Source organism: Micromonospora sp. DT46 (assembly GCF_049841735.1).
GTDB lineage: Bacteria > Actinomycetota > Actinomycetes > Mycobacteriales > Micromonosporaceae > Micromonospora > Micromonospora reichwaldensis.
The window spans coordinates 510,715-523,576 of sequence record NZ_JBNCKW010000004.1; the positions used below are offsets into that span (position 1 = coordinate 510,715).

General features: G+C 73.4%; 4 protein-coding genes. 1 reads left to right on the forward strand and 3 read right to left on the reverse strand.

The window, feature by feature from the left end:
- Positions 1 to 66 precede the first annotated feature (66 nt).
- Positions 67 to 1,377 (forward strand): condensation domain-containing protein, encoded by a 1,311-nt coding sequence (locus tag ACLQ20_RS13645; protein ID WP_425855767.1) that lies wholly within the window; start codon positions 67 to 69, stop codon positions 1,375 to 1,377.
- Between the two features lie 58 nt (positions 1,378 to 1,435).
- Here the strand turns inward: ACLQ20_RS13645 and ACLQ20_RS13650 are convergent, their stop codons facing one another.
- The 3 genes from ACLQ20_RS13650 to ACLQ20_RS13660 all read right to left on the reverse strand — a co-directional run bounded on the left by ACLQ20_RS13650 (position 1,436) and on the right by ACLQ20_RS13660 (position 12,852).
- On the reverse strand, positions 1,436 to 3,718 hold the full coding sequence (locus tag ACLQ20_RS13650) for a condensation domain-containing protein (protein WP_425855768.1): 2,283 nt from the start codon (positions 3,716 to 3,718) through the stop codon (positions 1,436 to 1,438).
- Positions 3,715 to 12,096 carry an amino acid adenylation domain-containing protein gene (locus ACLQ20_RS13655; protein WP_425855770.1) on the reverse strand — a complete coding sequence of 2,794 codons (8,382 nt, stop codon included), beginning with the start codon at positions 12,094 to 12,096 and terminating at the stop codon, positions 3,715 to 3,717. The genes ACLQ20_RS13650 and ACLQ20_RS13655 overlap by 4 nt, the downstream gene beginning before the upstream one ends.
- Before the next feature lie 153 nt (positions 12,097 to 12,249).
- A complete protein-coding gene (locus ACLQ20_RS13660) occupies positions 12,250 to 12,852 on the reverse strand; it encodes a cysteine hydrolase (protein WP_425855771.1) in 603 nt (200 codons plus the stop codon).
- Between the last annotated feature and the right edge of the window lie 10 nt (positions 12,853 to 12,862).

A 12,862-nucleotide genomic window follows, 5' to 3' on the forward strand; every position in this document is an offset into this window, starting at 1 on the left:
TCGTCAGTTCGCAGATCAGTTGATATTTGGTCCGCCGGGGCCATCTATTATTTCGGGGGATTCAGGGTGCGGGACCATTTCGAGACGAGCGAACACCAGGAATACCTGTGCCGTCTCGACGGCCGGGTCGGTCCCGCGACCCTGATGACCCAGGTGTGCCACCGCCTGGACGGCGACGTCGACGTCGAGGCGTTGCGTCGCGCCGTCGGGCGGCTGGCCGAGGCGCATCCGTTGCTGCGCCGGGCGTTCGCCGAGCACGACGGCTACGTGGTCCTGCGCGACGGCCGCGATCGGGCCGACCTGGAGGTCGTCGAGGTGCCCGACGACCGGGCCGCCCTCGACTGGTGCCAGGCCGCCCTGCGGCGGCCGGTGGACCTGTGGGCCGGACCGTGCTGGACGGTGTCGCTGGCCCGGACCGGCACGGGGAGTTCCTACCTGCTGCTGCGCGCGCACATGGCGCTTCTCGACCACCACTCCCTCGACCTGCTGGTCGACGACCTGGCCGTCCTCTACGGGGCCGAGCTGGGCGCCGGCACGGGCCAGCCACCCGCCGCCGAGCCGATCGACGACGTCCTCGACCGGCTCTTCGAGCTGGGCGAGGAACAGGCGGAGGAGGACCTCGACTGGTGGCTCGACACGTTCGGCCGGCTCGGCCCGGTGGAGACCGGGGCCGACCTGACCGACCCGTTCGACGCGGCACCGGACGGGCCACCCCCGGCTCCCGGTGGCCACCTCGCCCAGGCGCACGTCCCCTCCGGCGGGATCGTGCCGGCCGTGCGCCGCCTGCGGGTCTCCCCGTTCGCCGCGTACACCGCGGCCCTGCTGGGCGCGCTGGGCGGGCCCGCCGCCACCCGGTCGTTCCGGGTGGCCTTCGTCGTGGACATGCGGTCGTTCCTCGACTGCGAACGCGTCGTCGGCCAGCTGAGCCAGGCCGCGGTCCTGCGGGTCGACGTACCGCCGGGGATCGGCTTCGCCGACCTCAGCCGCCGGGTCGCCCACCAGGCCGCCGAGTCGCTCGGCCACCAGGCCGTCCCCTTCGAGCGGGTCGTCGTGGAGCTGAAGCGGCGTGGGGTGCCGGTGCACCTGCTGGCCCCGGTCTCGGTCAACTACTCCCTGCTGCGGGCGATCGACTGGCCCGGCGCCACCGCCGAGGCGATCGAGCTGGACAGCACCTCGGCGCTGGACGACACCGCCGGTCTGGGCGGCTACTTCGACCAGCTCGACGGCCAGGAGCAGCTACGCATCAAGCTGTACGCCGCTGCCTCCTCCTACAGTGCCCGACGCACCGACGAACTGCTCGCGGAGACCCGCCGGTGCCTGGAGATCGGGCTGGCGTCGCCGGACCAGCCCCTCGCGGCCGGCACCCCCACCGCCTGACGGCGCCCACCCTCCGCAGGGCCGCCCGGAATTCCCCCCGAGGGCCGGGCGCCGTCGCTCACCGGTCGTCCAGCGCCCGGGCCAGCCAACCGGCGATCCGTTGCACCGTGGGCCGGCGCAGCAGCGAGTAGTGGTCGCCCTCGTACTCGTGGACGGTGGTCCGGGCGCCGACGTAGCGCTCCCAGCGCGGCTGCCAGCGCGGCGACGCGGCGGCCTGCACGACGGTCAGCGGCAGCTCCGCGCCCTCCGGCCGGTACCCGGCCACGGCGGTGACGTGCCGGGCGAAGGTCTCCACCCGGCGGCGCACCTCGCGCACCGGCAGCGCCACCGGGGTCACCCCGGCGTCCACCAGCCAGCGGCGCAGCAGCATCGTCTGTTCCTCGACCGGCAGCGCGGCGAGCGTCGCCGCCGTCGGCGCCGGGTGGTCCCGGCCGAGGGACGCGGCGAGGTCCGCGGCGAACCGGGCCGCCGTCGCGGCGTCGTCGGTCCCCTCGCCGGCCGGGCGTGCCTGCCCGGGCGCGGTGTCCAGCACCACCAGCAGGTCGACGGCGCGTCCGGCCCGCACCAGCCGGCGGGACATCTCGTACGCGAGCAGGCCGCCCATCGACCAGCCGCACAACCGGTACGGGCCGGCCGGCCAGCGGGCGACGACGTCGTCCAGGTACGCCTCGGCGAGCGCGTCGATGGAGTCGCCGGTGGCGTCGGCGGCCGACTCGATGCCGACCAGGTGGTACGCGGGCAGCAGCCGGGCGAGTTCGGCGTACGCGCCGACCGTGCCGCTGACGGGGTGCGGCAGGATCAGCGGCGGTCGGTCGGTCGGCCCGCCGAGGTGCACCAGCGTGCCGGACCCCGTCCCGCCCGGCCGGGTACGCGCCGCGGGCGACGGGGTCGCCGCCCGGACGCCCGGCACGGGCCGGCGCACCGGCAGCGCGTCGACGGTGGCGTGCGGGTCGGCGACGACCGTGTCCAGCAGCGCCACGAAGTCGTCGGCGACGGCGGCCATGTCCGCCGGGTCGAACAGCCCGTCGCGCCAGGTCCAGGCCGCCACGAGCCCGCCCGAGGCGTCGGTCAGGACGTCCAACTGCACGTCGAACTTTGCCGTGCCGGTGTCGACGTCGACCCAGGCGGTGCTCAGGCCGGCGAGCCGGGGCGGGGGCGCGGGCCGGCCCTCCACGCTGAACGCGAACTGTGAGAACGGCATCCGGCCCGGCACCCGCGCCGGGCGCACCTCGTCCACGATCCGTTCGAACGGCACCGCCATGTGGGCGTACGCCCCGAGGGTCAGCTCCCGGACCCGGTCGACCACCTCGGCGAAGGTCGGGTTCCCCGCCAGGTCCCCGCGCAGCACCACGGTGTTGACGAAGTACCCGATCCGGCTCTCGTCCGCCTCGCTCGTCCTGCCCGTCGTCGGCGACAGCACGGCGACGTCGCTGCTGCCGGTGCGTACGGACAGCAGCACCAGGTACGCGGCCAGCAGCGTCATGAACGAGGTGGCCCGCCGGGACCGACCCAGCCGGGTGAGGGCGGTCGTCACGCCGCGGTCCAGCGGGACGTCCAGCCGCCGGCCGGAGGCCAACGCCCCGGGCACCCGGTCGCGTACGCCGGGCAGGTCCAGGTCGGGCAGGCCGGCCAGCCGCTCGCGCCAGTAGGCCAGTGCCGCGTCCGGGTCCTCCGGGTCGTCGGCGAAGCCGTCCTCGTCGTCCTCGTCGTCGGGCACCGGCGGATCGAGGTCCGGCGTCTTTCCCGCCCGCAGCGCGTCGTACGCAGTGGCGAGGTGGCCCCAGAAGACCGGGCGGGACCCGCCGTCGAAGACGATGTGGTGCACGGTGACCGCGAGCAGGTGCTCGTCGGCCCCGCAACGAATCAGCACCGCCCGCAGCAGCGGGCCGTCGGCCAGGTCGAACAGCTCGTCGTGGGCCCTCTCCAGTTCCTGCCGGACCCGCTGCTCGCGGGTCGCGGCGTCCGTCGCGCCGAGGTCGACGACCGGCACCGGCACCGGCGCGCAGGGACCGATCCGCACGAGCACCTCGTCGTCGACCATCGCGAAGGTGGCCCGGAGCAGGTCGTGCCGGTCCGTGACGGCGGCGAGTGCGCCCCGCAGGGCCGGCAGGTCCAGCTCGCCGGTCATCCGCACCACGGTCAGGATGTGGTACGCCGTGCTCGTCGGCTCCAGCTGTTGCAGGAACCAGAGCTGCCGCTGGGCCACGGTGGCGGGACCGGTCGGCGCGGCGGGCAGCCGCTCGCGCAGCAGCCGTACCAACAGCCGCCGGTGCTCCTCCGCCGGCCAGCCGGGCGGCGGTCGCAGCAGCGCGGTGACCGGGTCGGGCGACGGGCCGCTCATCGGGGCGCTCCTGTCTCGTCGTACGGCGGGCCGGGCCGGGTGGCGGCGGCCAGCGCTCGTCGGGCCTGGTCCTCGGTGAGCGCGGCGACGGCCTCGCGCAGGCCGGCCACGGTGTCCACCCAGCCGGGCCGGCGCTCGACGCGGCGCAGCTCGTCGGCCAGCCCCGCGATCGTCGGGTCCCGGAACAGCGCCGCGACCGGCAGGTCGACCTCGAACGCGGCGCCGGCCTGCGCGGTGACCTGGGTGGCCAGCAGGGAGTGCCCGCCGACGGCGAAGAAGTCGTCGCGGACTCCGATGCCCGCGACGGGGGTGCCCAGCACCGTCGCCCAGATCCCGGCGAGCTGTCGCTGCACGGCGTCGCCGGGCGGCGCGGAGCGGATGGTCGTGGGATCCGGTGCGGGGAGTGCGTTGCGGTCGATCTTGCCGTTGCGGGTGAGGGGGAAGTGGGGCAGGGCGATGATGGCGTGGGGTACGAGGTGGCGGGGGAGGGTGTGGCGGAGGGTGTCGCGGAGTTGGTGGGTGTCGATGTGGGTGCCGGTGACGTAGGCGATGAGGTGGCGGCCGGTGGGGAGTGTGCGGGTGGTGACGAGGGCGGCTTCGATGTGGGGTTGTGCGCGTAGGGCGGTTTCGATTTCGCCGGGTTCGATGCGGTAGCCGTTGATGGCGATTTGTTCGTCGGTGCGGCCGAGGAATTCGAGGGTGCCGTCGGTGCGGAGGCGGCAGAGGTCGCCGGTGCGGTAGAGGCGGCTGCCGGGTGGTCCGTGCGGGTCGGGCAGGAACCGCTCCGCCGTCTGCGCCGGGCGGCCGAGGTATCCCCGGGCCAGTCCGTCGCCGGCGATACAGAGCTCGCCGGGCGCGCCGGGCGGCACCAGTCGCAGCCCGGCATCGAGGAGGTGGACGCGGGCGCCGTCGATCGGGGTGCCGAGGTCCGGGCGGTGGACCCCGTCCGGGCGCACCGGCCCGGCGGTGGCGACGACCGCGGCCTCGGTGGGCCCGTAGTGGTTGACCAGGGCGTACGGCGCGTGCGCGGACGGCCGGGTGGTGAGGGCGTCCCCACCCGTGAGCAGCGTGCGCAGCGCGGTGGTGGGCGGCGTTGGCAGCCGCAGGATGGCCTCGGCGATCGGGGTGGGCACGAAGGCCTCGGTGAGACCCTGCCGGTGCATCCAGTCGTGCAGCGCGGTGGGGTCGAGGCGGTGGGCCGGGTCGGCGATGTGCAGGGTGGCGCCGCTGACCAGCGCGGGCCAGATCTCCCAGACCGCCGCGTCGAAGCCGAGGCTGGCGATCTGCCCGTGGTGCTCGCCGGGCCCGCTGGGATAGGTGTCGAGGTGCCACCGGACGAGGTTGGCCAGCGCGTGGTGGGCGACCATGACGCCCTTGGGGACACCCGTCGAGCCGGAGGTGTGGATGACGTACGCCAACTGCTCGGGGTGGATGTCGACCCGGGGTGCCGCCGGGGAGGCGGAGCGGTGCGGGGCGAGGGCGACGACGCCGGGGGGTGTGTCGGTGTCGTGGGGGTCTTCGGTGATGAGGATGGTGACGGCGGAGTTGGTGATGAGGTGGTGTCGGCGTGTGGTGGGTGCGGTGGGGTCGATGGGGAGGTAGGCGGCGCCGGCTTTGAGGACGGCGAGCATGGCGGTGATGGCGGGTGTGCCGGGTGGGAGGCTGACGGCGATGGGGTGGTCGGGTCGGGCGCCGTGGTGCAGGAGTTGGTGGGCGAGGTGGTTGGACCGCTCGTCGAGTTCGCGGTAGGTGATCGCGCCCGCCCCGTCGACGACGGCGAGCGCGTCGGGTTGGCGTCGGGCCGTCTCCGCCACCAGCCGGGGCACGCACCCCGGAGCGCCGTCCGACCATCCGGCCATGCCGCCCGGCCCGGTGGCCTGGACGTCCGTACCGTCAGCGGGGTAGGCCACGGCCGGCCGCGTCACACGAGCCGGGTCCGATCCGCTCCGCCGCCCCGTGGACACCGCCGCGAGCCGCCGGCGCTGGTCGTCGGTGACAACCTCCACGCTGGACAGGCGCCGGTCGGGATCGGCCAGCACGGCGGCGACGAGGGCGCGGTAGCTGTCGGCCAGGTCGGCCATCGTGCCGGGCTCGTACAGGTCCCGGGCGTAGCTGAAGTACACGTCGACGGTGTCGGTGCCCACCTCCGCGTGGACCGTGAGGTCGAACTTCGCGGTTCCCGGCTCGATCGACACCGGCCGCATCGTGGCGGTGTGCAACGGCATGGGCTCGTCGGCGATGCCCGTGGCGTTCCCGCCGGTGAAGACGGTTTGGATGAGGGGTGGGGTGTGGCGGTCGCGGGTGGGTCGGGTGTGTTCGACGAGTTTGTCGAAGGGGATGTCCTGGTGGGTGATGGCGTGCATGAGGACGGTGCGGGAGTGGTGCAGGAGTTGGCGGAAGGTGTGGTGGGGGTTGATGTCGACGGCGAGGGGGAGGGTGTTGACGAAGAAGCCGATGAGTTTTTCGGCGTCGGGGTCGGTGCGTCCGGTGAGTGGGGTGCCGATGACGATGGGGTTCTGGTGGGTGTAGCGGTGGATGAGGAGTTGGAAGGCGGCGAGGAGGACGCCGAAGGGGGTGGAGCCGGTCTGGGTGGCGAGGGTGGTGAGGGTGCCGGCGGGTAGGTGGGTGTGGTGGATGGCCGTGGGGCCGGGTTCGGTGTCGGGGCGGGGTCGGTCGGTGGGTGGGTGGCAGACGGGTGGGGCGTCGCGTAGTCGTGCGGCGAGTTCGTGGAGGTGCTGTTGGGCGTCGGTGCTCTGCCAGTGGTGACGTTGGCGTTGGGCGATGTCGGCGTACTGGGTGGTGAGGGGTGGCAGCGAAGGGGCGCGACCGTGGGCCAGGTCGGTGTAGAGGTGGTCGAGTTCGGTGTGGAACACGCTGACGGACCAGCCGTCGAGGACGATGTGGTGCCAGGTGAGGCAGAGCACGTGTGCGGTGTCGGAGAGTCTCAGGGCTCGACAGCGTAGGAGCGGGCCGGTGGTGAGGTCGAATGGTTGGTCGAGTTCGGCGCGCAGGATGTCGCGGACGTGGTGGTCGTGGTGGTCCGGGTGGATGTGGCTGAGGTCGTGGCGGGTGCGGTGATGCGTGGGCTCGGGGTGGACGATCTGGACGGGGATGCCGTCGTGCTCGGCGAAGGTGGTGCGTAGGACTTCGTGCCGGCGGATGATCTCGTTGATGGCGGTGTCGAGGTGGTCGAGGTCGAGTTCGCCGTCGATGTGCCAGGCGGTCTGGGTGTTGTAGGCGGTGGACTTCGGGTCGAGGGTGTGCAGGAACCACAGGCGTTGCTGCGCGAACGACAGGACCCGACCCGGCGACGAGGTCTTGCCGCCCGGCGGGACGAGGGCCGGCTCCGGCTCGCTCGGTTCCCCGGCGCCGGCCACCACCGGATCGTCCTCGCCGCCGGTCGACGGACCGGCCGTCACCTCGGCCCGTAGCCGGTCGGCCATCGCGGCCACGGTCTGCGCCTCGAACACGATCGCCGCCGAGACCGGCACGCCGAGGGTTTCGCGTAGCCGGGCGGCGATCATGGTGGCCTGCATGGAGTGCCCGCCGAAGGCGAAGAAGTTGTCGTCGCGGCCGGGCAGCCGGCCGATGACGTCGGCCCACACCTGCGCCACCCGCCGCTCCAGGTCGTCGCGGGGCGGCTCACCGCGCGCGGACAGGTCCGGTGCGGGGAGTGCGTTGCGGTCGATCTTGCCGTTGCGGGTGAGGGGGAAGTGGGGCAGGGCGATGATGGCGTGGGGTACGAGGTGGCGGGGGAGGGTGTGGTGGAGGGTGTCGCGGAGTTGGTGGGTGTCGATGTGGGTGCCGGTGACGTAGGCGATGAGGTGGCGGCCGGTGGGGAGTGTGCGGGTGGTGACGAGGGCGGCTTCGATGTGGGGTTGTGCGCGTAGGGCGGTTTCGATTTCGCCGGGTTCGATGCGGTAGCCGTTGATGGCGATTTGTTCGTCGGTGCGGCCGAGGAATTCGAGGGTGCCGTCGGTGCGGAGGCGGCAGAGGTCGCCGGTGCGGTAGAGGCGGCTGCCGGGTGGTCCGTACGGGTCGGGCAGGAACCGCTCCGCCGTCTGCCCGGGCTTGTTCAGGTAGCCGCGGCTGACCACGTCGCCGGCGACGCAGACCTCGCCGGGTGCCCCGGGCGGGACCAGTTGGAGGTCGGCGTCCAGCAGGTGGATGCGGGCGCCGGCGATGGGGACGCCGAGGTCGGGCCGGTGGACCCCGTCCGGGCGGACGGGCCCGACGGTGACGGCGACGGTGGTCTCGGTCGGCCCGTAGATGTTGAACAGGGTGTACGGCGCGTGCGCGGACGGCCGGGTGGTGAGGGCGTCCCCGCCGGTGAAGATCGTCCGCAGGCGGCTGGTGGACGGGGTGGGCAGCCGGAGGACGGCCTCCGCGATCGGGGTCGGCAGGAACGTCCTCGTGACGTCCTCCCGGACCAGCCAGTCGTGCAGCGCAGCGGGGTCGAGGCGGTCGGCGGGGTCGGCGATGTGCAGGGTGGCGCCGCTGACCAGCGCGGGCCAGATCTCCCAGATCGCGGCGTCGAAGCCGAGGCTGGCCACCTGGCCGTGGCGTTGGCCGGGGCCGGTGGGGTGCGTGTCCAGGTGCCAGTGGACCAGGTTGGTCAGCGCCCGGTGGGGGACCATGACGCCCTTGGGGGTGCCCGTCGAGCCGGAGGTGTGGATGACGTACGCGACCTGCTCGGGGTGGATGTCGAGCGGGGGCGGCGTGGCCGTGGCCGTGGCCTGCGGGGCGAGGGCGACGACGCCGGGGGGTGTGTCGGTGTCGTGGGGGTCTTCGGTGATGAGGATGGTGACGGCGGAGTTGGTGATGAGGTGGTGTCGGCGTGTGGTGGGTGCGGTGGGGTCGATGGGGAGGTAGGCGGCGCCGGTTTTGAGGACGGCGAGCATGGCGGTGATGGCGGGTGTGCCGGGTGGGAGGCTGACGGCGATGGGGTGGTCGGGTCGGGCGCCGTGGTGCAGGAGTTGGTGGGCGAGGTGGTTGGACCGCTCGTCGAGTTCGCGGTAGGTGATCGCGCCTGCCCCGTCGACGACGGCGAGCGCGTCGGGTTGGCGTCGGGCCGTCTCCGCCACCAGCCGGGGCACGCATCCCAGATCACCGGGCGGGACCGGAACCGGGCTGGCGATCAACGCGTCGGCGAGCCGCTCCCGCTGGGCGGCCGTGACCGCGACCACGGTGGACAGCGGCCGGTCCGGCTCGGCCAGTACGGCGGCGACCAGGGCCCGGTAGCTGTCGGCCAGCTCGGCCATCGTCGCGGGCTCGTACAGGTCGCAGGCGTAGTCGAAGAGCACCCGGACGGCGTCCGGCTCCACCTGCACCTGGACGGTCAGGTCGAACTTCGCGACCCCCTCGTCGATCGGCAGTGGCCGCATCGTGGCGGTGTGCAGCGGCGCCGGATCGGTGCCTTCCATGGTGGTGAAGACGGTTTGGATGAGGGGTGGGGTGTGGCGGTCGCGGGTGGGTCGGGTGTGTTCGACGAGTTTGTCGAAGGGGATGTCCTGGTGGGTGATGGCGTGCATGAGGACGGTGCGGGAGTGGTGCAGGAGTTGGCGGAAGGTGTGGTGGGGGTTGATGTCGACGGCGAGGGGGAGGGTGTTGACGAAGAAGCCGATGAGTTTTTCGGCGTCGGGGTCGGTGCGTCCGGTGAGTGGGGTGCCGATGACGATGGGATTTTGGTGGGTGTAGCGGTGGATGAGGAGTTGGAAGGCGGCGAGGAGGACGCCGAAGGGGGTGGAGCCCGTTTGGGCGGCGAGGGCGGTCAGCGTGGTGAGGGTGTCGGGGTTCAGTTGGCTGTGGTGGACGGCGGTGGGGCCGGGTTCGGTGTCGGGGCGGGGTCGGTCGGTGGGTGGGTGGCAGACGGGTGGGGCGTCGCGTAGTCGTGCGGCGAGTTCGTGGAGGTGCTGTTGGGCGTCGGTGCTCTGCCAGTGGTGACGCTGGCGTTGGGCGATGTCGGCGTACTGGGTGGTGAGGGGTGGCAGCGAAGGGGCGCGACCGTGGGCCAGGTCGGTGTAGAGGTGGTCGAGTTCGGTGTGGAACACGCTGACGGACCAGCCGTCGAGGACGATGTGGTGCCAGGTGAGGCAGAGCACGTGGCTGGTGGGGGCGAGTTGGAGGACGTGGCTGCGCAGTAACGGGCCGGTGGTGAGGTCGAATGGTTGGTCGAGTTCGGCGCGCAGGATGTCGCGGACGTGGTGGTCGTGGTGGTCAGGGTGGATGTGGGTGAGGTCGTGGCGGGTGCTGTGGTGGGTGGTCGGGGGGTGGACGATCTGGACGGGGATGCCGTCGTGCTCGGCGAAGGTGGTGCGTAGGACTTCGTGCCGGCGGATGATCTCGTCGATGGCGGTGTCGAGGTGGTCGAGGTCGAGTTCGCCGTCGATGTGCCAGGCGGTCTGGGTGTTGTAGGCGGTGGACTTCGGGTCGAGGGTGTGCAGGAACCACAGGCGTTGCTGCGCGAACGACAGGACCCGACCCGGCGACGAGGTCTTGCCGCCCGGCGGGACGAGGGCCGGATCCGGCTCGCTCGGTTGCCCGGTGCCGGACACGACCGGATCGTCCTCGCCGCCGGTCGACGGGTCGGCCGTCACCTCGGCCCGTAGGCGGTCGGCCATCGCGGCCACGGTCTGCGCCTCGAACACGATCGCGGCGGGAATCGGCAGCCCGAACCGCTCGCGCAACCGGACGGCGACCATCGTGGCCCGCAGCGAGTGCCCGCCCAGGGAGAAGAAGTTGTCGTCGCGGCCCGGTGACTTGCCGAGCACCTCCGCCCACACCTGCGCCACCCGCCGTTCCAGGTCGTCGCGGGGCGCCTCGCTGACCTGCTCCGCCGGCGCGGGCAGCGCGGCCCGGTCCAGCTTGCCGTGCGGGGTGAGCGGCAGGGCGGCGAGACGGACCCACGCGGCGGGAACCATGGTCGCCGGCAGGTACCGGGCCGCGTGCTCGGCCAGCGTCGCGTCGTCCGGACCGACCTCGGGCACGACGTAGCCGACGAGCCGGGGGCCGGCCGTGCCCTCGTGCACACGGACCGCGGCGGCCCGTACGCCCGGATGACGCAGCAGCACGCTCTCGATCTCACCGAGCTCGATCCGGTGGCCGTGCAGCTTCACCTGGTCGTCGACCCGGCCGGCGAAGTGGTAGGTGCCGTCCGGTAGCTGACGCGCCAGGTCGCCGGTGCGGTACAGGCGGCTGCCCGGCGGCCCGTACGGGTCGGGCGGGAAGCGCTCGGCGGTCAGGGCGGGACGATCGTGGTACCCCCGGGCCACCCCCGGCCCACCGATGAACACCTCGCCCAGGCTGCCGGCGGGCACCGGACGCAGGTCGTCGGTGAGCAGCCGGATGGCGGCGCCCGCGGCCGGATGCCCGAGCGACGGCGGCCCGTCGCCCTCGACCGCCACCTCCCCGGCCATCGCCAGCACGGTGGCCTCGGTGGGTCCGTACAGGTTGACGGTGGTGAACGCGTGCTCGGGGCGGGGGCGGGCCAGCAGCTGCTGGCCCCCCGCGCCGAGGATGCGCAGTGCCCCGTCGGGCGGCGCCGGCCGGGTCAGCACGGCCTCGGCGAGCGGGGTGGGCAGCGTCGCCGAGGTGATCGCGTGCGCGGCGAGCCAGTCCACCAGCCGGTCGGGGTCGACCCGGGTCGCGTCGTCGGGCATCCAGAGGCTGGCGCCGGCCACCAGCGGCGCCCAGATGTCCCACACCGAGGCGTCGAAGCCGGGGGAGAACAGGTGCAGGCAGCGGTCGTCGGGGCCGAGGCGCTCCGCGTCGGCCCGCCACCGGGCCAGCCCGCGCAGCGAGCCGTGCTCGACCATGACCCCCTTCGGCAGGCCGGTGGACCCGGAGGTGTAGATCACGTACGCGAGGTCACCCGGGCCGACCGGCACGGCCGGCGGCCGGTCGGGGTACGCGGCGAGCGTGGCCCGGTCGTCGTCGAGCAGGACGACCGGGGTGCCCGGAACCACCAGGTCGGCCCGGACCAGCGACCGTACGGTGACGAGCACCCGCGCCCGGGAGTCGGTGAGCATGTGCCGGACCCGCTGCGGAGGGTAGCCGGCGTCGATGGGCAGGTACGCGGCGCCGGCGGTGAGCGCCGCCAGTACGCTGACGATCCCGTCGACGCCGCGGGGCAGCAGGACGGCGACGAGGTCGCCTCGGCGTACCCCGGTTGCCCGCAGGTGCCGGGCCAGCCGGTTGCTGCGTGCGCGCAACTCCCCGTAGGTGACGAGGGCGTCGTCCGTGCCCAGCGCCAACGCGTCGGCGGGATGCCGGACGATCGCCTCATGGACGAGGTCCGCGTGGTGTGGCTCGCCCCCGGCGGGCTGGCCGGACGGCCGGGCGGGGACGGGGGGCGCTGACCAACCGCTTTCCTTGATCATGATGCGCCGGATGCTGCCAGCGCGGCACGTCCGTCGTCAATGCAAACGGGCCGGGCTAGGGGCTGTCCGGGCAGTTGTCGGGGCTGGCCGGCCGCCCGCCGGAGTGGCCCGGCCGGGGCGGCCGCCGGGCGACGGGCCGCCTGGCCCGACGGCTCACCTCGACAGGCGGTCGACGGCCTCGGCGGTGGTGACCACCTCGCCGAGTTGGCCCAGCGTCTCCAGGCTGGCCCGGTGTGCCTCGTCGGTCGCGGCGGTGCACGCGTCGGAGACCACCACCGGCCGGTAGCCGAGGTTGACCGCCTCGAACACGGTGCCGGTGACGGAGAGATTGGTGGCGACACCGGTGAACAGGACGGTGTCCACGCCCCGGCGCCGCAGCACGGTGTCGAGTTCGCTGCCGAAGAAGCCGGTGAGCCGGACGTGGGTGATGAGGACGTCGCCGGCCTCCGGCGCGAGTTCGTCGACGATCCGGGCCCTGGGCGCGCCCTCGAGGTAGGCCTGCCGCTCCCGGACCAGGGCGAAGCTGGGCGTGTTCAGGATGAGGTCCGGATATCCGGGTCGGTACGCGACCCGCGTGTAGACGACGAGGCCGCCACTGGCGCGCACCGCCGTGGCGACCTGCGCCGCGTACGAGGCGACGCGGTGCCGGGAGACCTGCTCGGCGAAGAACGGACCGAACACCCCGTCGGGACTGACGACCTCGTGCTGCCAGTGGACGCCGACGACGGCGGTCCGCATCGGGTCGAGTTCTCGCATCGTCCCTCCC